The 21,194-nt window shown below is 40.5% G+C and carries 23 protein-coding genes; 10 read left to right on the top strand and 13 right to left on the bottom strand.

The features are described from left to right. Nucleotides 1-65 precede the first annotated feature (65 nt). The 4 genes from RFW85_RS05605 (at nucleotide 66) to RFW85_RS05590 (ending at nucleotide 3,470) form a co-directional block, all read left to right on the top strand. Nucleotides 66-1,280: an MFS transporter gene (locus tag RFW85_RS05605; RefSeq protein ID WP_046813020.1), complete on the top strand. Its 1,215-nt coding sequence runs from the start codon at nucleotides 66-68 to the stop codon at nucleotides 1,278-1,280. 21 nt (nucleotides 1,281-1,301) lie between these two features. Next, nucleotides 1,302-2,066 (top strand): helix-turn-helix transcriptional regulator, encoded by a 765-nt coding sequence (locus RFW85_RS05600; RefSeq protein WP_078220006.1) that lies wholly within the window; start codon nucleotides 1,302-1,304, stop codon nucleotides 2,064-2,066. A gap of 120 nt (nucleotides 2,067-2,186) precedes the next feature. Continuing rightward, nucleotides 2,187-2,732 (top strand): glutathione peroxidase, encoded by a 546-nt coding sequence (locus tag RFW85_RS05595; RefSeq protein ID WP_309171233.1) that lies wholly within the window; start codon nucleotides 2,187-2,189, stop codon nucleotides 2,730-2,732. 141 nt (nucleotides 2,733-2,873) lie between these two features. Continuing rightward, nucleotides 2,874-3,470: a hypothetical protein gene (locus tag RFW85_RS05590; RefSeq protein WP_086266263.1), complete on the top strand. Its 597-nt coding sequence runs from the start codon at nucleotides 2,874-2,876 to the stop codon at nucleotides 3,468-3,470. 58 nt (nucleotides 3,471-3,528) lie between these two features. Here the strand turns inward: RFW85_RS05590 and RFW85_RS05585 are convergent, their stop codons facing one another. The 10 genes from RFW85_RS05585 to RFW85_RS05540 form a co-directional block, all read right to left on the bottom strand. Continuing rightward, nucleotides 3,529-3,948, bottom strand: a complete 420-nt coding sequence (locus RFW85_RS05585) for a F0F1 ATP synthase subunit epsilon (protein ID WP_002114076.1) — start codon at nucleotides 3,946-3,948, stop codon at nucleotides 3,529-3,531. A 17-nt stretch (nucleotides 3,949-3,965) separates the two neighbouring features. Further along, on the bottom strand, nucleotides 3,966-5,360 hold the full coding sequence (gene atpD, locus RFW85_RS05580) for a F0F1 ATP synthase subunit beta (protein WP_002114045.1): 1,395 nt from the start codon (nucleotides 5,358-5,360) through the stop codon (nucleotides 3,966-3,968). Between the two features lie 30 nt (nucleotides 5,361-5,390). Beyond that, entirely contained in the window at nucleotides 5,391-6,260 is an 870-nt protein-coding gene (gene atpG, locus RFW85_RS05575) for a F0F1 ATP synthase subunit gamma (protein WP_002114131.1), read from the bottom strand. Between the two features lie 77 nt (nucleotides 6,261-6,337). Beyond that, nucleotides 6,338-7,882: a F0F1 ATP synthase subunit alpha gene (gene atpA / locus RFW85_RS05570; protein WP_002114049.1), complete on the bottom strand. Its 1,545-nt coding sequence runs from the start codon at nucleotides 7,880-7,882 to the stop codon at nucleotides 6,338-6,340. 46 nt (nucleotides 7,883-7,928) lie between these two features. Further along, a complete protein-coding gene (locus tag RFW85_RS05565; RefSeq protein WP_002114070.1) occupies nucleotides 7,929-8,465 on the bottom strand; it encodes a F0F1 ATP synthase subunit delta in 537 nt (178 codons plus the stop codon). A gap of 12 nt (nucleotides 8,466-8,477) precedes the next feature. Next, entirely contained in the window at nucleotides 8,478-8,948 is a 471-nt protein-coding gene (locus RFW85_RS05560) for a F0F1 ATP synthase subunit B (protein ID WP_001024691.1), read from the bottom strand. A 38-nt stretch (nucleotides 8,949-8,986) separates the two neighbouring features. After that, nucleotides 8,987-9,232, bottom strand: a complete 246-nt coding sequence (atpE, locus tag RFW85_RS05555; protein ID WP_000424060.1) for a F0F1 ATP synthase subunit C — start codon at nucleotides 9,230-9,232, stop codon at nucleotides 8,987-8,989. A gap of 84 nt (nucleotides 9,233-9,316) precedes the next feature. Further along, nucleotides 9,317-10,192 (bottom strand): F0F1 ATP synthase subunit A, encoded by an 876-nt coding sequence (gene atpB / locus RFW85_RS05550; RefSeq protein ID WP_002114072.1) that lies wholly within the window; start codon nucleotides 10,190-10,192, stop codon nucleotides 9,317-9,319. A gap of 104 nt (nucleotides 10,193-10,296) precedes the next feature. Next, entirely contained in the window at nucleotides 10,297-10,695 is a 399-nt protein-coding gene (locus RFW85_RS05545; protein WP_309171232.1) for an ATP synthase subunit I, read from the bottom strand. A 170-nt stretch (nucleotides 10,696-10,865) separates the two neighbouring features. Next, nucleotides 10,866-11,705 carry a metal ABC transporter substrate-binding protein gene (locus tag RFW85_RS05540; protein WP_309171231.1) on the bottom strand — a complete coding sequence of 280 codons (840 nt, stop codon included), beginning with the start codon at nucleotides 11,703-11,705 and terminating at the stop codon, nucleotides 10,866-10,868. 127 nt (nucleotides 11,706-11,832) lie between these two features. On the opposite strand from RFW85_RS05540, the gene RFW85_RS05535 reads away from it, so the two are divergent. From RFW85_RS05535 to znuB, 3 genes are read left to right on the top strand one after another with little or no spacing between them, the layout of a single operon-like run. Continuing rightward, nucleotides 11,833-12,330, top strand: a complete 498-nt coding sequence (locus RFW85_RS05535) for a transcriptional repressor (RefSeq protein WP_002114130.1) — start codon at nucleotides 11,833-11,835, stop codon at nucleotides 12,328-12,330. Further along, entirely contained in the window at nucleotides 12,303-13,091 is a 789-nt protein-coding gene (znuC, locus tag RFW85_RS05530; RefSeq protein ID WP_309171230.1) for a zinc ABC transporter ATP-binding protein ZnuC, read from the top strand. Before RFW85_RS05535 ends, znuC begins: the two co-directional genes overlap by 28 nt. Nucleotides 13,092-13,094: 3 nt before the next feature. Then, nucleotides 13,095-13,904, top strand: a complete 810-nt coding sequence (gene znuB, locus RFW85_RS05525) for a zinc ABC transporter permease subunit ZnuB (RefSeq protein WP_005071996.1) — start codon at nucleotides 13,095-13,097, stop codon at nucleotides 13,902-13,904. A 1-nt stretch (nucleotide 13,905) separates the two neighbouring features. Here the strand turns inward: znuB and RFW85_RS05520 are convergent, their stop codons facing one another. Then, nucleotides 13,906-14,532, bottom strand: coding sequence for a LysE family transporter (locus tag RFW85_RS05520; RefSeq protein WP_005071994.1), 627 nt, complete (start codon nucleotides 14,530-14,532; stop codon nucleotides 13,906-13,908). A 158-nt stretch (nucleotides 14,533-14,690) separates the two neighbouring features. Here RFW85_RS05520 and RFW85_RS05515 point away from each other — a divergent pair, with 158 nt between their 5' ends. Continuing rightward, complete coding sequence (locus RFW85_RS05515; RefSeq protein WP_309171229.1) at nucleotides 14,691-15,611, top strand: Dyp-type peroxidase; 921 nt, start codon at nucleotides 14,691-14,693, stop codon at nucleotides 15,609-15,611. A 43-nt stretch (nucleotides 15,612-15,654) separates the two neighbouring features. Here RFW85_RS05515 and RFW85_RS05510 read toward each other — a convergent pair whose 3' ends face one another. Then, nucleotides 15,655-17,352, bottom strand: coding sequence for an NAD-dependent malic enzyme (locus RFW85_RS05510; RefSeq protein ID WP_002114135.1), 1,698 nt, complete (start codon nucleotides 17,350-17,352; stop codon nucleotides 15,655-15,657). Between the two features lie 494 nt (nucleotides 17,353-17,846). On the opposite strand from RFW85_RS05510, the gene argS reads away from it, so the two are divergent. Continuing rightward, nucleotides 17,847-19,637, top strand: a complete 1,791-nt coding sequence (gene argS / locus RFW85_RS05505; protein WP_086266224.1) for an arginine--tRNA ligase — start codon at nucleotides 17,847-17,849, stop codon at nucleotides 19,635-19,637. A gap of 156 nt (nucleotides 19,638-19,793) precedes the next feature. Further along, nucleotides 19,794-20,408 (top strand): SPOR domain-containing protein, encoded by a 615-nt coding sequence (locus RFW85_RS05500; protein WP_309171228.1) that lies wholly within the window; start codon nucleotides 19,794-19,796, stop codon nucleotides 20,406-20,408. 40 nt (nucleotides 20,409-20,448) lie between these two features. On the opposite strand, the gene RFW85_RS05495 is transcribed toward RFW85_RS05500, so the two are convergent. Beyond that, entirely contained in the window at nucleotides 20,449-21,117 is a 669-nt protein-coding gene (locus RFW85_RS05495; RefSeq protein WP_170249061.1) for a glutathione S-transferase, read from the bottom strand. Between the last annotated feature and the right edge of the window lie 77 nt (nucleotides 21,118-21,194).

Raw genomic sequence — 21,194 nt, 5'->3', positions numbered from 1 at the left:
ATGATCGTTAGTTAATTAATAAATTGTCTTTCTTTACTCCAAATTTAGCCAAGTAAGGATTTCCTATGGACCAATCGTCTATCTCTAAAGCACGACCCACGACCTCCACTCAAGGAAGCTGGTTTGCCATTTTGGCCGTTTCTATCGCAGCATTTGCCTTAGTTACAAGTGAATTTTTACCCGTTGGTGTTTTAAATAGTGTTGCAACAGATTTAAATATTTCTGTAGGTACAGCAGGCTTGATTATTACGGTACCCGGCATTATGGCAGCAATTGCAGCCCCTCTATTGCCTGTATCGGTAAAACAACTTGATCGGCGTTATGTGCTTATCTTACTGACTGCAATTATGGTTATTGCCAATACCATTACTGCCTTTGCTGAAAACTTTCATATTTTATTATTGAGCCGCTTAATTTTAGGTATTTCAATTGGTGGTTTCTGGGCAACAGCTATTGCTTTAAGTGGGAAATTAGCTCCTTCACACCTTCCCATCGCTAAAGCAACTGCGGTAGTAATGGCGGGTGTAACTTTTGCTACAGTTCTAGGTGTACCGATTGGAACTTGGTTAAGCGAGTTTTATGGCTGGCGTAGTGCTTTTGGAATTACTGCAGGCATTGGCTTAGTTGTTTTAATCTTACAATTAATCTTTTTACCTAAACTTGTACCAGATTCGGCAATTCACATGAAAGATTTGCCAGCCCTATTACGCACTCCTAAAGCACGTAGTGGCATGTTGATTGTTTTATTGATCGGACTCGCTCACTTTTGTGCCTATAGCTATTTAGCACCTTTCTTTAAAAATGTTGCTGGTTTTAATGGGACAACCATTAGTTCATTATTATTGCTCTATGGAATTGCTGGTATTTTCGGAAATGCTTTTGCCGGATATAGTGGGAATCTAAATGTCCGTTATACATTAGCTTTTGTGGGTACATGCTTTGCAATCGTATTCTTTGGATTTCCTCTTTTTGCCGTTCATGAGTTTGGTGCTATTGTTTTAACCGCGTTATGGGGATTTGCATTTGGTGCCTTCCCTACCTCAGCGAATATTTGGATGTTTGTACATGCGCCAAATGCAGTTGAAAAAGGTATGCCGCTTTTTGTAGGTATGTTTCAGGTGATGATTGCGACAGGTTCATTATTAGGGGGATATGTAGTTGATCATTTCAATGAAAATACTTTAATTTATGGTGTATTAAGCTTCGTTGCCCTAGCATTACTGAGTACATTTACCTTAGCGAAAGGTCTTAATAACCCTAAAGCTACTTGTGAAAATTAAAATATGAGTCAGAGCATATAGATGAACAATGAGGACCAGCAATTTTCATTATTACACAGTATAGAAGTTCATGAATTTCTATACCAAAAAGAAGATATTGTTCGTCCTCATGCATCTCTTTGGGGAGATTTTAATTTCAGTTTAAATGGCATATTAGAAATGGAGATTGAAGAACAGCTATATCTTTCTCCACCTAGCTATGGTCTTTGGATTCCACCTCAAACTGTTCATCAATCTACTCATATTGACCATGAAATTCACTATATCTGTATTCGACTACACCCTCGCCTATGTTCTATTTTAGGAAATAGCTGTCGATGCTTTAGTATTCAGCCTTTTTTTCGCACTTTAGTTTTACAAATTCTAGAACAGCAAAAACAAACCGAACAACCTGAATATTTAGAACATCTTTTACAAGTTTTATTCGATCAACTCAAACAAGCTCCAGCTTATTCACATTATTTACCGCAAACACGGCATCCTGTTTTATTGCCTATTTTAGAAAAACTTTCAGATCCTTTACTTTTTGATCACTCTTTACAGCAGTTGCTACAAAACTTTTCGGTCAGTGATCGCCACTTATTACGTTTGAGTCAACAAGAGCTTCAGCTTTCGTTGTCCGAATGGAGAAATCGGGCCAAAATTGTTTATGCCATTCATCAGATTCATCAAGGGACGCCTATCAAGCGTTTAGCATATGATTTAGGTTATCAACATAGCTCAAGTTTTATTGAATTTTTTAAACGTTACACTGGGCAAACACCTATCCAAATCAGAAATAACTAGAATTCAGCTTATCTTTAAAAACTTTTTCTTTTTTGAACACGAATATTATTGCACTACCCCTCAATAGCAGTTAAAACAAATGCGTTACTTGATATCAATTACAATCTTTAGGAAAGACTCATGACACAATCTGTATATCACATTCCGGTAAAAGCTATTTCAGGCGAAACGGTCGATCTTCAACAATATAAAGGTAAAGTTTTACTTATCGTAAATACTGCTTCTAAATGTGGTTTAACTCCACAATACGAAGGCTTAGAAAAACTTTATCAAGCAAAAAAAGATCAAGGTCTTGAAATTTTAGGTTTCCCAGCAAACAACTTTAAAGAGCAAGAACCAGGTTCTGATGAAGAAATTCAACAGTTCTGTTCATTAAATTATGATATTCATTTCCCTTTATTTTCTAAGGTCTCTGTAGTCGGCGAAGATAAGCACCCACTTTACCAAACTTTGACATCAGCTCAGCCAGAACGCACTGGTGAAGGTCCTTTCCGTGAGCGTTTAGAAGGCTTAGGTATTCCAACCAACCCTGCTCCAGAAGTTTTATGGAACTTCGAAAAGTTTTTAATTAATAAGAATGGTGAAGTCGTGGCTCGCTTTGCTCCAAACATAACAGCAGACGATGAACAAATCGTTAAAGCAGTTGAAGCAGAGTTAGCAAAATAATATTTTAAAATGTGAGAAAGGGCGTTTTATACGCTCTTTTTTATGCTCTCCTCAAAGTGTTGTTCGTTTGCAAAAATACAATCTTTCTTCATATTTTATACCTATAGTATCTATTTGCTTTATTTGATGTTGTTTGTAGTTATGAAAAAAGTTTTACAGGGCGCATTTCTTCCTTTTGTAATTTTTGCCTCAGGCATGCTTTTACTCGGGTGCGATCAGGCACAAGACAATGCTACCGAACAAGAAAAGACTGAAATAGCTGAACAGGCATCTAACCAAAACATTGAACAACAAGAGTCAGATATTGCCCCCAACAAAACCGAACTTAAAAGTGGCAATATTTTTTATATGGTCCGCGATGCTGCTAATTTACAGCTTAAAGCTGGCGACTACGTTGAACAACTTAAAGACACTCAGCTTGATGTTGAACAAGCCATCCAAGATAAAAATCAGAATGAACTAAAAACTACTGTCACCACTTTAAAACAGCAACTAGAAGGTTTAAATCAAGCACTTTTGACTTTAGATATCAAAAGTCAGGAAATTGAGAATATTCGCCAAAGTTTATTACATGCCAACCAACAAGCTCTTAGCATGCCATTACTCAATGGGAAATTAGATCAAATCAATTTTGACCAAATTGAAAAACAGCTTAATACCATTCAAATGGATATGGTGAAGCTTGCTGCCATGATTATGGCAGGAGATGAAAAGTCAGATTCAAAAACTGAATCTTAAAAAAACAACTTATAAAAAAAGCCACCTTACGGTGGCTTTTTCAATCTCAAACCGGCAATTATAGTGCGCGGTTTTTGATTTTACGGATAGTTTCAAGCTGTGCAGCTGTTTCTGCCAAGGCAGCCAACGCAGCAGCCGAGTCCAAATCACTCTTTTGGTTTGCAAGCAATTGTTCAGCATTTTTACGTGCTTCTAAAATTGCCGCTTCATCCAAGTTGTCAGCACGGATTGCAGTATCTGCAAGAACCGTTACAACATGAGGTTGAACTTCTAAAACACCGCCAGATACATAGACGATTTCTTCTGTACCATTTTCCAACTGAACACGAATCGGGCCCGGTTGAAGCAAGGTTACAAGTGGAGCATGTCCTGGCAAAATACCAAGCTCACCACCAGCACCTTTCGCGATTAACATCGTTACTGCGCCAGAGTAAATAGACTCTTTAACACTTACGACATCACATTGCATAGTCGCCATGAGATGATCTCCTTAAATTAGAGTTTCTCAGCTTTAGCAATCACTTCGTCAATACCACCAACCATATAGAACGCTTGTTCTGGGATGTGATCGTATTCACCAGCTAATAGACCTTTAAAGCCACGAATCGTTTCTTTAAGTGGTACTAATTTACCAGGAGCACCAGTAAACACTTCAGCTACGTGGAATGGTTGAGAGAAGAAACGTTGGATTTTACGCGCACGGTAAACAACCAATTTATCTTCTTCAGCTAATTCATCCATACCCAAGATTGCGATGATGTCTTTAAGCTCTTTATAACGTTGCAATACGTTTTGTACTGCACGCGCAATTTCATAGTGCTCTTGACCAACAACTAATGGGTCTAACTGACGTGAAGTTGAGTCAAGTGGATCGATCGCTGGATAGATACCAGAAGATGCGATGTCACGGCTCAATACTACTGTTGCATCTAAGTGAGCAAATGTAGTTGCAGGAGATGGATCTGTTAAGTCATCGGCAGGTACATATACTGCTTGGATCGATGTGATCGAACCAGATTTAGTAGATGTAATACGCTCTTGAAGAACACCCATTTCTTCTGCAAGTGTAGGTTGGTAACCTACCGCAGACGGCATACGACCTAACAATGCTGATACTTCAGTACCTGCAAGTGTATAACGGTAGATGTTGTCAACGAATAATAATACGTCACGACCTTTACCATTTTCGTCTTTTTGATCACGGAAGTATTCAGCCATAGTCAAACCAGTTAACGCTACGCGTAAACGGTTACCTGGTGGCTCGTTCATCTGACCGTAGACCATTGCTACTTTGTCAAGAACGTTAGAATCTTTCATTTCGTGATAGAAGTCGTTACCTTCACGAGTACGCTCACCAACACCAGCAAACACAGATAAACCTGAGTGAGCTTTCGCGATGTTGTTGATCAACTCCATCATGTTAACGGTTTTACCAACACCAGCACCACCGAATAGACCAACTTTACCACCTTTTGCGAACGGGCAAAGTAAGTCAATTACTTTAATACCAGTTTCTAAAAGATCAGTAGAAGCTGCTTGTTCAGCATAAGAAGGTGCTTGACGGTGAATCGGCAAACGCTCTTCAGTCGCTACCGGACCTGCTTCATCAATTGGGCGGCCCAAAACGTCCATGATACGACCAAGCGTAGCTGGACCTACTGGAACAGAAATCGGTGCATTTGTGCTAGTTACATTAAGGCCACGTTTAAGACCTTCTGTAGAACCCATTGCGATGGTACGAACAACACCATCGCCAAGCTGTTGCTGAACTTCTAATGTAGTTTCAGTACCGTCAACTTGGAGAGCGTCATAGATCTTAGGAACGCTATTGCGCTCAAACTCGACGTCGATAACCGCGCCGATGATCTGAATGATACGACCGCTACTCATTGCTGTCTCCTCAATTCAAACTTAATAATGTTAAACGGCAGCGGCACCGCCAACGATCTCGGAAATTTCCTGAGTAATCGCGGCTTGACGCAGCTTGTTGTAAATGAGTTGTAGGTCTTTAATCAATTGTCCTGCGTTGTCTGTCGCTGCTTTCATCGCGACCATACGAGCTGACTGCTCACATGCAACGTTTTCAATCACACCTTGATAAACCATAGACTCGATATAGCGAACCAACAAACCATTTAACAATTCTTCTGCTTCTGGTTCGTAGATATAGTCCCAACCATAAGTACGGTTGAGATCATCGCCTTCTTCTGCTGGTGCTAAAGGAACAAGTTGTTCTACTTTAGGCTGCTGAGTCATTGCATTAACGAAGCCATTTGATACGAGATAGATACGATCTAATTCGCCTTTATCAAATGCATCAAGCATAACTTGGACTGAGCCAGTTAACTGTTCCAAACTCGGCGCATCGCCAAGTTGGGTAGTTGCACCGAGCACTTTACCGCCGTAATTCTTAAAAAACGAAACCGCTTTTTGACCAATTAAAGCAAATTCAACTTCAATTGACTGCTGTTGTTGTGCTTTGACATGCTGCACAACTTTCTTGAACAAGTTAATGTTCAAGCCACCTGCCAAACCACGATCTGAAGACACTACGATATAGCCAACACGCTTAACTGGGCGGTCAACCATATAACGGTGTTTGTATTCAGGGTTTGCTTGTACCAAGTGAGCAATTACACGGCGCATATTATCGGCATACGGACGGCCCTGAGCCATGCGCTCTTGCGCACGACGCATTTTAGAAGCAGCTACCATTTGCATCGCGCGAGTAATCTTTTGCGTGCTCTTGATACTAGCTACTTTGGCGCGAATTTCTTTTAAATTTGCCATACGCTTAACCTAGTATTCGAAAGCTCTTTCGAGCTTCCGAAGGTTGATCCGTGAACCAAACTTAACTAAAACTAAACTTAGTAAGTTTGAGTCGCTTTAAAGCTTTCAATACCTGCTTTGATTGCTGCTTCGATGTCTTTGTTGTAATCACCAGTTTCATCGATTTGTTTCATCAACGGAGCATATTCTGAGCGGAAGTAAGAAATTAACGCAGCATCAAAGTCTACGATTTTCTTAACTTCTACGTCAGCCATGTAGCCTTCGTTAGATGCATAAACAGAAACAGCTTGGTCAGCAATTGAGTAAGGAGCATATTGTTTTTGCTTCATTAACTCAGTTACACGTTGACCATGTTCAAGTTGCTTACGAGTTGCTTCGTCAAGGTCAGAAGCGAACTGAGCAAACGCAGCCAATTCACGGTATTGTGCTAAAGCAGTACGGATACCACCAGACAATTTTTTGATGATCTTAGTTTGAGCAGAACCACCAACACGAGATACAGAGATACCCGCGTTCACAGCAGGACGAATACCTGCGTTGAATAATGATGTTTCTAAGAAGATCTGACCGTCAGTAATCGAAATTACGTTCGTTGGTACGAATGCAGATACGTCACCTGCTTGAGTTTCAATAATTGGCAATGCAGTTAAAGAACCAGTTTGACCAGTTACTGCGCCATTAGTGAATTTCTCAACGTAGTCAGCAGATACACGAGAAGCACGTTCAAGAAGACGTGAGTGAAGATAGAATACGTCACCTGGATACGCTTCACGACCTGGTGGACGACGTAAAAGTAATGAAATTTGACGGTAAGCAACAGCTTGCTTAGACAAATCATCATAAATAATAAGAGCGTCTTCACCGCGGTCACGGAAGTATTCACCCATTGTACAGCCAGAGTACGGAGCTAAGTACTGCATTGCAGCAGGATCAGCAGCCGCAGCAGCGACAACAGTTGTATACGCCATAGCGCCAGTTTCTTCTAGCTTACGCACAACGTTTGCAATTGTTGATTGTTTTTGACCAATCGCAACGTATACACATTTAATGCCAGAGTTTTTCTGAGCGATAATCGCATCGATCGCCATCGCTGTTTTACCAGTTTGACGGTCACCGATGATCAACTCACGTTGGCCACGACCAACAGGAATCATTGTATCAACTGATTTATAACCAGTTTGAACAGGCTCATCTACAGATTGACGCCAAATTACGCCTGGTGCTACTTTTTCAACAGCATCAGTTAATTTCGCATCAATTGGGCCTTTACCATCAATTGGGTTACCCAAAGCGTCGACAACACGGCCAAGAAGTTCAGGACCAACTGGAACTTCTAATACACGACCTGTACAACGAGCTTTTTGACCTTCTTGAAGGCTTAGGTAGTTACCTAAAACAACGGCACCCACTGAATCCTGTTCTAGGTTCAGTGCCATACCAAATAAGCCGCCGTCGAATTCGATCATTTCACCGTACATTGCATCAGCAAGACCGTGAATGCGCACGATACCGTCGGATACCATAACAATGGTACCTTCGTTTTTAGCGGTCGCGCTGGTGTCCAGATCTCCGATACGCTGTTTAATGAGCGCACTGATCTCGGATGGATTCAGTTGTTGCATTGCGCTATTCCTCAATCTTTTATTAGTTCAGTCTTCATCATTTGCATTATGCAAGAAGACGAGTACGCATTTTTTCAAGCTTGTTAAGCGCAGAATCATCTATCACTTGATCGCCTGCACGAATTACAACACCTGCAATAAGCTCAGGTTTAACTTCAACTGAAACAGTTACTGTGCTGTTAAAACGCTTTTCTAAAGCAGATTTCAACAGTTGCTCTTGTTCAGCAGTTAACGGGAAAGCCGATTCAATCACGACATCCACATTGTTGTTATTCTGTGATTTAAGCTGTTCATATTCTGCTTCAATTTCAGGTAACAGCATTAAACGATCGTTATCTGCAAGAAGTGTCAAAAAGTTAGACACTGCTTGAGATTGATCTTCACCTAAAACTTTAGCAAAAAGCTTCACTTGCTCCGCAGGAGTAAGTTCAGGGCGATTTAAATAAGCGGAAAATGCTTCGTCTTGCACCGCAGCACTGAGCACTTGTAACGCATTCGACCAATTGTCTGTTGCACCTTGCTCAGAAGCATAAGCAAATGCTGCTTTGGCATACGGACGTGCCAACGTCAAGAGTTCAGCCATAATTCGCCTCGCTTAAAGTTTAGCAGCCAGCTGAGACAGCATGGCGTTATGAGCTTCTGCATCAACTTGCTGGTTCAGGATTTTTTCTGCACCAGTTACTGCCAAAGCAGCTACTTGTTGACGTAATTCTTCGCGAGCAGAATTGATTTCTTGATCAACAGCTTCTTTAGCCTGTTGACGAATACGCTCACCTTCAGCCGCAGCTTGAGTACGAGCTTCTTCGATCAATTGCGCTGCACGACGGTTCGCTTGTTCGATCAATTGAGCCGCTTGTGCTTTAGCTGCATCAAGCTCTTGCTTAACTTGCGCTTGTGCATCGGCAAGGTCAGCTTTCGCTTTTTCTGCTGCATTTAAGCCATCAGCGATTTTACGCTGACGCTCACTAATCGCATTGATTAGTGGTGGCCAAACAAACTTCATGCAGAATGCAACAAAGAATGCAAACGCAATCGCTTGACCAATCAATGTGAGGTTGATATTCATTGCAATTCCTCAAATAGTGGATTTAGGAATTAAGATGATTAACCTACAAATGGATTAGCGAAGATGAAGAACAAGCCAATACCAACACCGATCATAGGCACAGCATCAAGAAGACCCGCGATTAAGAACATACGAGTTTGAAGTTGTGGAGCCAATTCTGGTTGACGAGCAACAGCTTCTAAAAAGCGACCACCCAAAAGACCAAAACCAATCGCAGTACCCAAAGCACCGAAAGCGATCAAGATAGCAGATGCAATTGCAACTAGACCTAAAGTGAGTTCCATGAAAAATTCCTCAGAGGTTAGGTTATTACCAAATTAAATTAAAAAAATTCAGCCCAACCATCATTTGATAGTTAGGCAATACCATTAATGTTTTTCGCTTGCCATGCTCAAGTAAACGATGGTAAGCATCATAAAGATGAATGCCTGCAACGTGATTACAAGAATGTGGAAGATCGCCCAAGGCACAGACAACGCCCATTGAATCCAGAACGGCAATAAAGCAATTAGGATAAAGATCAACTCACCGGCATACATGTTACCGAATAGTCGGAGAGCTAATGAAATCGGACGAGCAAGGAATGTTACCAATTCCAAAATCAAGTTCACTGGAATAAGCAACGCTTTTGCAACTGGATTACTTGGGTTAAATGGGTTAAGTGCCAACTCGCCAACGAAACCACCAACACCCTTTTCGCGGATGCTGTAGAACAAGATAAGTACAAATACAGATAAAGACATACCTAAAGTAATGTTTGGATCTGTAGATGGAACGATCTTGAAGTAAACGTGGTGAGGGTCCATACCAAATACGTTTGCACCTACAAACGCTGCAACTTGAGGAATCCAGTCAACTGGGATCAAGTCCATTAAGTTCATGAGGAAAATCCACACGAAAATAGTGAGTGCAAGCGGAGCGATTAAACGTGATTTGCCATGAAAAGTATCACGGACACTTGAGTCAACAAACTCAATGATCATTTCGATTGCTGACTGGAATTTAGTTGGAACACCTGCATTTGCAGCTTTCGCAACGATCCAGAACATCAAACAGAAAATCACACCAAGGCCAATTGACCAACCCATTGAATCCAAGTGAATTGCAGTGAACCCCATCGAATGAGCTTCTTCAGCAGTCTCAGCCAATTTCCATGTACCGTCTGGCATTTTGCCATAGGTCATATTGGTCAAGTGATGCTTGATATACTCTGTCGAAGTGAGGGCATGTTCTTCAGCAGCCATAAATCACACCTGGTCAATGTCAATTACTAAAAAGAAGGGAAACGAACATCGGCGTACTGTCGATATCTCGCCACCCTCCAAAAAATCTTCAATTCTTCTTGTTTCTACACCCGTTTTTGTAGACGTGACACCCAAAACGGAGCGACCCACGACATTGCCTGAACGAGAATAAAACCAAACAGCAATGCTAACGGTGATAAAGGTTTAACATTGCTCAAAATCAAAATAAATCCAACGATCATGATTGCAAATTTGCCTAACATGCCCCTATACATGTTAGACAGCACTTGTTTTGATGCTCGTGCACCTGCTGTTCTGAAGGATTGCCACGAAAAATAACCCGTAGAAAGCCAGCAGACCAACGCACCAAGTGCCGCACTTAATGCTGCTGTCATGTCTTTTATGCTCCACGCCACAAGTGCGGAAACAGGGATCATACATGCTTGTAAGAAGACCAAAGCTTTTGCTAATCGTCGGTCAATCAAGCGACTAGTTTGGCTCATTATTTATCCACTCACAGCATAAATGCTTGACAAGTTTAGCTGATGATCGCTTTTAATCGCAGGCATTATAGAGTTACACCCCTGAACATGCAATCTTTTCCCGACTTTAGTCGGGGTTTTTCATGACAGGTGGTGCTGACGCTACAGTCAGCCTTTGTTTACTTTTTATCTTACTTTTGCGTACTTAATACACATTTATCTGTTTTTATAGCCAGTTTCTTCCATGCAGTGACGAAATCATCCTCATTATTCATGCTCTCGTCTACTGGTTGAAAAGTAATGTTACCTAATTTTTGATATTGACTCTTAGTGGTAAAACTCTCTGCCAACAAACACATCTGATTTTTTGGTCGACTATCATTAAGATACTTAATTTGAGCTGCTGTTGGTGCAACGTGAGGGTCATCTGTTAAAGCACCAGCGAATTTTAAGTTTAGTGAACGCTCTAAATATTGATAGGCATCATGATATGCCCAATACGGTTTGCCATTACTTGAACTATCGTAAGCTTGTGCTGCCTGCAACATTTTACGAGCAAACACATTGGCATTATTCCAGTACTTTGCCTTATTTTCAGGATGTTGCTGAGAGCGCAAAGCCGCAATAAAGAAACCAATTCGAACCGCATTGTTAGGCTCTAACCATACATGTGTATCTACTGTATTAGGTAAAGCTACACCACGTGTACTACGCTGGGGCAAAACAGAAACGATACCACTATCCAATAGAGCAATTGCCTTCTTATTATTACCTAATAACTTATTTAAAGGTGCTTCATGTGCTTTACCCAACCAAATCACCAAAGACGCATCATTAATTGCTTTACGATGCGCTGGGGTTAATTGTACGTCATGCCCTGTTTGTCCCTTTAATAAGAGTTGTGGTTCTTCAACCCCTTGAGTGACTTCTTTTGCAATCAGATAAATCGGGTGTGTAGAAACCACCAACCCCTGACTCCACCCTAACGTACTCAAAAGTGAGAACATACTGAAAACAAAAAAACGGAACATGACAGACCATCAATTTAAATTAGCTCGAAGCATGTTATAATATAACAAAGTTACAAAAATACCTAAGATTAATCGAATGAAGCATCGCTTCATGCTAATATTCCGTTAAAAATTCGAGGTTACCCCTATGAGTTCCTGTTCGCATGAACATCATGATTCTTTGCATGGTGTGCATGATCACCATAATGTCGCAAGTCGTTTAGCTGAAGCAGAAAGTTTATGTTCTGCGACTGGCGCACGTCTTACACCTTTGCGCAAAGAAGTTCTGGAACTCATTTTAAATGCATCGGGTCCAATGGGTGCGTATGACTTATTGGCACGTATAAAAAGTCAAACTGATCGCCCTGCTGCACCTCCGACTGTTTATAGAACTTTAGATTTCTTATTAGAAAAAGGCCTCATTCACCGCCTAACTTCTATTAATGCGTATATTCCTTGCTGCCACCCACGTGAAGGCCATCAAGCAGCATTCCTGATTTGTACTGAATGTCATATGGTTAAAGAAGCTTCTTCTCAAGGTCTCACACACCAGCTTGACCAGCTTGCAGCTTCAGATGACTTCGTGGCTCAACACAGCATTATTGAAATTTCGGGGAAATGCCAACAGTGCCGCACAACTCCTTAAATCCTGTATTAATTCAGCTTGAGCAGGTTTCTGTTCATCGTGATGATCGGGATATATTAAAGAAAGTTGATTTTGCCCTACATGAAAATGAAATTGTGTCTTTAATTGGCCCCAATGGCGCTGGCAAATCAACACTGATAAAGGTTCTACTCGGTATTCTCCAGCCGAGTAGTGGGCGTGTTGTCAATCATAAAAAACTTAAAATGGCTTATGTGCCACAAAAGTTTAATCCTTCACACAGTCTCCCTTTACGTGTTCAGGATCTTCTTGATTTAGAAAAATGCAGCTCTGCCCTGCGTCAGGAAATTATTCAAGACACAGGTATTTCAAAGTTACAACAATCAAAAGTACAACAACTTTCAGGTGGAGAACGCCAAAGAGTACTATTGGCTCGTGCACTGCTTCGTCAGCCAGATATTTTAGTTCTTGATGAACCCATGCAAGGTCTAGATATTCAGTCAGAAGCGGAACTTTATGATTATGTTCGTAGCCTGCCAGAACGATATGGTTGTGCGATCTTAATTGTCTCTCATGACTTACAATGGGTTATGCAAGGAACACACCGCGTAGTGTGTTTAAATAAACATATTTGCTGTAGTGGACTACCCGAGAATATTCAACAACACCCTGAATATCAGGCAATATTTGGAACCCAAAGGGTCTTCTATCAACATCATCATGACCATTGTGCTCACGGTGATGCTGCTCACCCTTGCCCTCATAATGACCGCCCTCATATTCACCCAGAACCGGAAGCTTAAGCCATGATGGAATGGTTACAATTATTGTTGCCCGCATGGATTATGGGAACCCTGCTGGTATTTTTGACTGCACCTCTGGGTTGTTTAATGCTTTGGAGACGCATGTCTTTTTTTGCTGACACGATGGCGCACGGAACACTACTCGGGGTTGCTATTGCAGGAGCCTTAAGTCTTCCATTATGGCTTGGCGTTGCAGGCACAGCGGTTTTACTGGTAGGCGTATTATGGGCTTTACACGACAATCGTTTGCCCAACGATGCTCTGTTAGCCTTATGCTCAGCGACATTACTGTGTAGTGGTTTATTGTTTATTCAACATGTACCAAGTTTAAGACCAGAGCTTTTAAGTTATTTATTTGGCGACTTGCTCAGCATTGATTGGCCTGACCTCCCTGTTTTCACTTTGATTATTGCGATATCACTCGTAATTCTTTACCGTTTTTGGCAGCCACAAATACAGTTTGCAATTGATCCGGATATCGCAATTAGTGAAGGAGTGAATGCAAACTGGCAACGCCTTATTTTCATGCTGTTATTAGCCTTATTTACAGTTTTAGCCTTGCGTGCTGTGGGTTCTTTACTAATGGGTGCATTACTCGTGATCCCAGCCTTAAGCGCTCGCCTATTGGCAAACTCGCCAAAGCAAATGGTTATTTGGGCATTCGTGTTAGCCCAGCTCGGTGTTAGTGTCGGTTTATGGTCAAGTGCAGCACTCAATATCTCTACAGGTCTTAGTATTGTTTTATGTATGGCATTAAGTTTTGCTGTTATTTTTATAACTCAAAAGCTAAAAAATCAAACACAGGCGGCCTAACTTAGGACGCCTGATGAACAGTGCTCAATAATAAAGCCGCACAGCTAAACATTACAGCAAAGCCCCGATTTAAATATTTTTGCTGTCTAGGGGATCGAAGTAATCTTAAAACCTTGGATGCCAGCCCCGTATATCCAGCCATTACAATCAAATCGATCGTAATCATAGTGGCTGCCATAATTAGATATTGTATCCATTGAGGCTTGCTCAAATCTAAAAACTGCGGCAAAACTGCCAATAAAAATACGATCGCTTTAGGATTACTAATATTGACTACAAAACCATTTAATAGCAGAGCTAAAGCAGACTTATCTCTTTTTTCTTGTTGAATTTCTATATCTTTTACAGGTGCTGTCCACTGCAAATAGGCTAAATATAATAAATAGGCTACGCCAAACCACTTAACGGCCTGAAAAGCTAAAGGAGTCGTTGCAAATAAGACCCCGACACCTGCTGCCACCACCATAATTTGAAGCACCAAGGCAACTTGTAAACCAATTGCATTCCAGTAACCATGTCTAAAGCCATAATTTAGGCCACTCGACATTGAGGCAATAGCTCCCGCACCCGGAGAGACACTAATGACCCAACAGGCCAACATATAGGCAAACCAAACTTGCAAAGACATAGTAAAAATAGACAATAAAAGTGGAATTATACTGTTTTATAAAACTATATTGATGAGAATTCAAACAATAAAATCAAGAAATAGACTACTAACCGCTCTTCGCATCAGGCACAATAATTAAAGCTCATACTAAATTATAATTGAGGAGATACCTTCCAATGACTGCTCAATCTGTCATTTTGCCGTTGCCATCAGATCATGCCCGATTTATTGTTCTTCGCTTAAAAGACCTATCAATTGATGAATTAAAAGAACAACTCGAAGCGTTGTTTGAAACACGTGACCGTCTCATTACTCAGCATTCAGACGCGCAAATTAAAACAGCAGTCGCTTTTGGTCCAGAACTTTGGAAGCAACTTTACAGTCAATCTCCTGCTGGCTTTAAACAACTTGAACCAGAAAACGGCGCATTCAACATGCCAGCCGTACCAGCTGATGTCCTCATCCATATTGCTAGTATGCGTTCTGATATTTGTTTTGCATTAAGCCAAGCATTTTTTGAAGGTATTAAAGATAAAGTTGAAGTTCTTGATGAGCGTGTTTGCTTCCGCTATTTTGATGGCCGAGATATTACAGGCTTTATAGACGGCACAGAAAACCCTCAATTTCCAGATGACCGCGCAGAAACAGCCCTATTGCCAGAAAGCGCGGGAGTTTTTGCTGATGGCAGTTTCATTTTCGCGCAACGCTATGCACATGACTTAGAAAAATGGAAAAAACTAAAAGTTGATGCTCAAGAAAATGTCATGGGTCGTACTAAGCTTGAGTCAATTGAACTGGATGATGACGTTAAACCAGAAAATGCTCATGTCGCACGTACTGTTGTCGAAGATAATGAAGGCGAAGAAATGGAAATCTTGCGTCATAGTCTGCCTTATGGCGACGGCAGAGGTGATCAGGGTTTATTTTTCATTGCGTACACCAAGGACCTGAATATTATTGATGCCATGTTAAAACGTATGTTTGGTACAAGTGGAGATGGTATCCATGATCGCCTATTGCATTTCGTGACACCATTAGACGGCGCATATTACTTCGCACCTAGTGAAGAATTGCTAGAAGAAGTTTTAGAAGACTAAAATAAAAAGAGGAGCTTAAGCTCCTCTTTTTACGTTCTCAACCTTAGAAAGGAATACGCTTATATTTGCGGTATTCAGGTTTCCAGAATGATTGATCAATTTTTTGCTGTAGCAAATCATCACTAATTGTTACAGCGACACCATCAGCCATAGCAGCTTTTGCAACTTCGAACGCAATAACTTTAGAAACTTGTTGAATCTCACCCAACGGCGGTAATAAATCAGCTTGTGGATCTTTAAGCAATGGAGAGCAATTTGCTAAAGCACTACTTGACGCCATTAACATATTTTCAGTAACGCGTTTAGCACCCGATGCCACCACACCTAAGCCAATGCCCGGGAAAATGTACGAGTTATTACACTGAGAAATATTATAAAGCTTGCCGTGATGATTCACAGGAGCAAACGGGCTACCTGTTGCAATTAATGCTCTACCTTCAGTCCATTCCACAATATCAGCCGGTACTGCTTCAACACGTGAAGTTGGGTTAGACAATGGCATGACAATTGGGCGTTCACAATTCGCTGCCATGGTCTTAATAATCTCTTCTGTGAAGAGACCTGGTTGACCAGAAACACCAATTAACACTGTAGGCTTAGCATTTTTAACAACATCAAGGAGTGAAATCACTTCTTCAATATTGCCCCATTGATCAACCACTTCAGCTTTTTGCGCCAATTTGCGCTGGAAGTCCAATAAGTTTGGCTGATTTTCGGTAATCAAACCAAAACGATCCACCATGTAAACGCGTGCACGGGCTTCAGAATCAGTCAGACCTTCAGCAACCATTTGTGCAACGATTTGCTCTGCAATACCACATCCCGCAGAGCCCGCACCTAAGAAAGCAATTGTTTGATCTTTTAATTGCTTGCCTGCTGCACGACTTGCAGCAATCAAACTACCTACAGATACCGCTGCTGTTCCTTGAATATCATCGTTAAAACAACAAATTTTATCGCGATATTTTTCTAGAAGTGGCATCGCATTTTTTTGTGCGAAATCTTCAAACTGAATTAATGCTTTTGGCCAACGACGCTTTACAGCTTCAATCACCATATCGACAAATGCATAATATTCATCACCACTAATACGTGGCTGACGCCAACCCATATAGATCGGATCATTTAGTAATTGTGGATTATTCGTCCCCACATCAATTGTGATTGGTAATGTATAGGCTGGGCTAATTCCACCACAAGCGGTGTAAAGTGAAAGTTTCCCAATAGGAATACCCATACCACCAATGCCTTGGTCGCCAAGACCTAAGATACGCTCACCATCAGTAATCACGATCACTTTTACATTATTTTTATTTACGTTTTGCAAAATATCATCAATCACATCACGATCTGGATATGAAATAAAAACACCACGATGACGACGATAGATATCGGAGAAACGTTGACATGCTTCACCCACTGTTGGGGTATAAATAATCGGCATCATTTCTTCAAGATGATTTTCGATTAAATGATAGAACAAGGTTTCATTGGTATCTTGGATATTACGCAAATAGATATGGCGATTGATATCATCAGTAAAAGCGCAATATTGCTGATAAGAGCGCTGGCTCTGCTCTTCAATAGTTTCAATAATATGGGGGAGTAAACCGTGTAAGTTAAAGTTACTTCTTTCTTCTTCAGTGAAAGCCGAACCTTTATTTAAAAGTGGTAACTCTAAAAGTGTAAAACCTGCATATGGGATATAAAGGGGATGTTTACTTGGGTGTCCTGATATCATTGCCTATCTCATTTTCCAGCTTAGAGTAGAGAAAAACACGTTTTGTATGGTCTCTAAAACTCTTTGTGCGTATAAGCTTAAGCCTAATTCGATCAAAATAGATATTTTAAACCGTGATGTTAAAATTGAACACTATTTAGTTAAAACATGTTTAAAAATAAATGATAAAAATCAGAGTATTAATGTTTTTATAATTTTAAAAATTTCTTTTATTTTCTCAATTTTAAAAGCAATAATTATATGATTTAGCGGCAACAGGTATTTCCTCAGAAAATAGCATTAAATTAAACACATAATTTACTCACAAAAACTGCCCAGAAGGCTTGTAATTCTTTATTTTCAGAATAATAAGGCGATTCATCAACCAACATTCATTTAAAAAATAATCATCAGTAATTTGCATAAAGAATTATTGGAATATTAAATCCCCTCCCCTAAGTCATCGGAAATTTGCTATATTTGACGTTTTTCTGCGACATCTATTTTCGATTGATATGAATACGGCAATACAAGCAGCTCTCGACCATGCAGTGCAAACTCTTCAACAAGAAGGGGTGCTTCCTTCCGACTGGAAAAACACAAGCAACTTAACACGCACCAAAGACCGAAGCCATGGCGACTTTGCTTCTAATATTGCTATGATCGGCTCGAAAGCTGCTGGTATGAAACCACGCGATTTAGCTGAGAAAGTTCTAGCTGCATTACCAGAAGTGGCAGATATCAGTAAAGCTGAAATCGCAGGACCCGGATTTATTAACTTCTTTTTAAATGCAGACCAGCGTTTTGCTATTCTTGATCAAATTCAAGCACAAAAAGAAATTTTTGGTCGTAGCCAAGCAAATGCAGCGAAAAAGATTCAAGTCGAATTTGTTTCTGCAAACCCAACGTCTAGCCTACACGTAGGTCATGGACGTGGTGCGGCATATGGTATGACTGTTGCTAATTTACTTGAAGCAACGGGTGCTAAAGTTGACCGCGAGTACTACGTGAATGATGCTGGCCGTCAAATGGATATTTTGGCGACTTCTACTTATTTACGTTATTTGGAACTACTTGGACAAAACCTTGTATTCCCTAAAAATGCTTATCAAGGCGATTACGTTAAAGAAATCGCACAAGGCATCATTGATAAAGATGGTGATGCTTACGTTCGTGAAGTTGCGAATGTTTATAAAGATGTCCCAGAAGATGTGCAATATGCTGAAGAGCTAGATAGCGAAGGCAACAAAGTTGTATTATCTGGTGATAAAGAAAAGCATATTGATGGCCTTATTGCCAACTCACAACAATTATTGGGTGAAGGCTACCGCGTATTTCATCAAGCTGCCCTTCACGCCATTTTAGATGATATTAAAGATGACCTTGCTGATTTTGGTGTAACGTTCAATCAATGGTTCAGTGAAGCATCACTTAGTGCAAAAATTGATGAAGCTTTAGAAACGTTAGATCAACGTGGCTTCCTTTATGAAAAAGATGGCAACATCTGGTTCAAGTCAACTGAATTTGGTGATGAAAAAGACCGTGTTGTTAAGCGTCGTAATGGCCAAACGACTTACTTTGCATCTGACATTGCATATCACTTAAATAAACTACAACGTGGTTATACTGACCTAATCGACATTTGGGGTTCTGACCACCATGGCTATATTTCTCGCGTAAAAGCGGCGATTGATGCAATGGGTTATGACTCTAAAAAATTGACTGTTCTTTTAGTTCAGTTTGTAAGTTTATGGCGTGGCGGCGAGATGGTTCAAATGTCTTCTCGTTCTGGTCAGTTCGTAACTTTACGTGACTTGCGTAAAGAAGTGGGCAATGACGCAGCTCGTTTCTACTACGTAATGCGTAAGAGCGAACAACATATCGACTTTGACCTTGACCTTGCTGTTTCACAAAGTAAAGACAATGCTGTGTACTATATTCAATATGCACACGCACGTATTTGTCGTATGTTAGAAAAAGCAGCAAGCACAGATTTACAATTCGATGTAAACGCTGCTCGTCCACATGCAGCTCGCTTGTCTCTTGATGCAGAAACTGAGATTCTTGCTAAACTGGCAGCATACCCAGACGCGGTATTACGTGCTGCAAATGCATATGAACCTCATCAGGTTGGTAACTACTTAAAAGAGTTAGCTGCCCTGTTCCACGGTTGGTACAATGAACATAAAGTATTAAGCGATGATGCAGAGCTTACACAAGCCCGTTTATTGCTTTCAATCAATGTACAACAAGTGCTTCGTAATGGTTTAGAATTACTTGGTGTATCTGCACCAGAATCTATGTAATAAATATATTGCATGACAGCAAAACAAAGGTCATGCAATATATAGTAAGCGGTGGTTTGTATAATTAAGATAGCGAATACAGACCACTGTTTTTAGCATCGTAATACGAGAATCAAACTCGAATTAAAACAATCAAAATACAGAGGAATAATCCACGTGTTTGGCAAAACGCAACGCGGTGTATCTGAAAGACCTAACAAGCCTAAAAAGCCCCTAATTCCCAAATGGTTAGGGACACTTGTCGCTATTTTGGCGGTCTTATGTATCGCTGTAATGATTATGCTTTGGAAACCTTGGCAACCTGTTCCTGCAAAAAATCAGATTACTTCTGAACACTATCAAGAAGAAGATACCAATAAAGACTATCGTTTCTACGATCTATTACCCCAACAGCAAGTAACGCCTATTCCGGAACAAGCGATTCCTGAAAGCAAAAATCAAGGCACGGCCATGATTGTTGAGGCACCAAGTGTAACTCAACCAGCTGCTTCAGAAAGTGCAGGAATTGACCCGAATCAGTCAGCTACAACTCCTCAGCAACCCACCTATATTTTACAAGTTCGTAGTTATAATGATCCTGATCAGGCTGATGCCCGCCGTGCAGAAATCATTTTAAATGGTTTATCTGCTGATGTAGTCAAAAGTACTGAAAACGGACAAACATGGTATCGCGTTATTTCCGGACCATATGACACTCAAGACGCTGCTTTAGCTGCGCAGCAAACCTTACAACACAGCGGCATTGATTCTATTGTGATCAAACGCAAGTAAAGTGAAAATAAAAAAGGAACAAATATTTGTTCCTTTTCTTTTAAATATCAGCACAATTCCTTTCATTAGAACCAATTCCCTTTTTTTTCGCTTTTTGAAACGCTACCCTTCGTCGAATACGATGTAAAAAAGCCTGAATATGAGGATACTTACCTTGCAAACGCGTTTGCAAAGCCTCTAAAGGAAAACTCATTTGAATATCAGCAAAGGAAAAGTCACCTGCAAAATATTCATGCTCTGCCAAATAGTTTTCTAAAAAACTAATATGATCTTTCATACGCGGGCGAACAAAATTTGCTTTCACCCCTTCTGTGATTTTTTTTGCTACTGGCTGAATTAACCATGGCACATGCTTATTTACATTATTCATGACCAAAGTCATGACTAAGAGTGGCATGAGTGAGCCTTCTGCATAGTGCATCCAATAAATATACTGCTGTAAATCTTGGGGCTGTGTAGGTTTAAATTGTTGATTCTGATCATAACGTTGCTGTAGATATTCCAAGATCACAGCAGATTCTGCGATGACTTGCTCATCATCTGTCAGAATTGGAGCCTTACCCAAAGGATGAATACATTTCAATGTTTCTGGAGCGGAATAGTTAGGTAGGCGCTGATAATAATGAATATCATAATCTAAGCCTAACTCTTCTAAAGCCCATAAAATTCGAAATGAACGCGAACATTCCAGGTGGTGTACACTAATCATGTTATTGCCTGCTTTTATTTTTCTTTTTTACATAAAAAACAGCATGTGAACATGCTGCTTTATTCCATTTGTGGGAT

The sequence above is a fragment of the Acinetobacter sp. 12966 genome (assembly GCF_031196995.1).
Lineage (GTDB): Bacteria > Pseudomonadota > Gammaproteobacteria > Pseudomonadales > Moraxellaceae > Acinetobacter > Acinetobacter geminorum.
The sequence above is the reverse complement of the archived record's forward strand: the minus strand, read 5'-3'. Positions and strand labels throughout refer to the sequence as shown.

What these genes read in the sequence shown, in the direction of transcription:
- RFW85_RS05605 (WP_046813020.1), top strand. Translation starts at nt 66, where the DNA reads ATGGACCAATCGTCTATCTCTAAAGCACGACCCACGACCTCCACTCAA.
- RFW85_RS05600 (WP_078220006.1), top strand. Translation starts at nt 1,302, where the DNA reads ATGAACAATGAGGACCAGCAATTTTCATTATTACACAGTATAGAAGTT.
- RFW85_RS05595 (WP_309171233.1), top strand. Translation starts at nt 2,187, where the DNA reads ATGACACAATCTGTATATCACATTCCGGTAAAAGCTATTTCAGGCGAA.
- RFW85_RS05590 (WP_086266263.1), top strand. Translation starts at nt 2,874, where the DNA reads ATGAAAAAAGTTTTACAGGGCGCATTTCTTCCTTTTGTAATTTTTGCC.
- RFW85_RS05585 (WP_002114076.1), bottom strand. Translation starts at nt 3,948, where the DNA reads ATGGCGACTATGCAATGTGATGTCGTAAGTGTTAAAGAGTCTATTTAC.
- atpD (WP_002114045.1), bottom strand. Translation starts at nt 5,360, where the DNA reads ATGAGTAGCGGTCGTATCATTCAGATCATCGGCGCGGTTATCGACGTC.
- atpG (WP_002114131.1), bottom strand. Translation starts at nt 6,260, where the DNA reads ATGGCAAATTTAAAAGAAATTCGCGCCAAAGTAGCTAGTATCAAGAGC.
- atpA (WP_002114049.1), bottom strand. Translation starts at nt 7,882, where the DNA reads ATGCAACAACTGAATCCATCCGAGATCAGTGCGCTCATTAAACAGCGT.
- RFW85_RS05565 (WP_002114070.1), bottom strand. Translation starts at nt 8,465, where the DNA reads ATGGCTGAACTCTTGACGTTGGCACGTCCGTATGCCAAAGCAGCATTT.
- RFW85_RS05560 (WP_001024691.1), bottom strand. Translation starts at nt 8,948, where the DNA reads ATGAATATCAACCTCACATTGATTGGTCAAGCGATTGCGTTTGCATTC.
- atpE (WP_000424060.1), bottom strand. Translation starts at nt 9,232, where the DNA reads ATGGAACTCACTTTAGGTCTAGTTGCAATTGCATCTGCTATCTTGATC.
- atpB (WP_002114072.1), bottom strand. Translation starts at nt 10,192, where the DNA reads ATGGCTGCTGAAGAACATGCCCTCACTTCGACAGAGTATATCAAGCAT.
- RFW85_RS05545 (WP_309171232.1), bottom strand. Translation starts at nt 10,695, where the DNA reads ATGAGCCAAACTAGTCGCTTGATTGACCGACGATTAGCAAAAGCTTTG.
- RFW85_RS05540 (WP_309171231.1), bottom strand. Translation starts at nt 11,705, where the DNA reads ATGTTCCGTTTTTTTGTTTTCAGTATGTTCTCACTTTTGAGTACGTTA.
- RFW85_RS05535 (WP_002114130.1), top strand. Translation starts at nt 11,833, where the DNA reads ATGAGTTCCTGTTCGCATGAACATCATGATTCTTTGCATGGTGTGCAT.
- znuC (WP_309171230.1), top strand. Translation starts at nt 12,303, where the DNA reads ATGCCAACAGTGCCGCACAACTCCTTAAATCCTGTATTAATTCAGCTT.
- znuB (WP_005071996.1), top strand. Translation starts at nt 13,095, where the DNA reads ATGATGGAATGGTTACAATTATTGTTGCCCGCATGGATTATGGGAACC.
- RFW85_RS05520 (WP_005071994.1), bottom strand. Translation starts at nt 14,532, where the DNA reads ATGTCTTTGCAAGTTTGGTTTGCCTATATGTTGGCCTGTTGGGTCATT.
- RFW85_RS05515 (WP_309171229.1), top strand. Translation starts at nt 14,691, where the DNA reads ATGACTGCTCAATCTGTCATTTTGCCGTTGCCATCAGATCATGCCCGA.
- RFW85_RS05510 (WP_002114135.1), bottom strand. Translation starts at nt 17,352, where the DNA reads ATGATATCAGGACACCCAAGTAAACATCCCCTTTATATCCCATATGCA.
- argS (WP_086266224.1), top strand. Translation starts at nt 17,847, where the DNA reads ATGAATACGGCAATACAAGCAGCTCTCGACCATGCAGTGCAAACTCTT.
- RFW85_RS05495 (WP_170249061.1), bottom strand. Translation starts at nt 21,117, where the DNA reads ATGATTAGTGTACACCACCTGGAATGTTCGCGTTCATTTCGAATTTTA.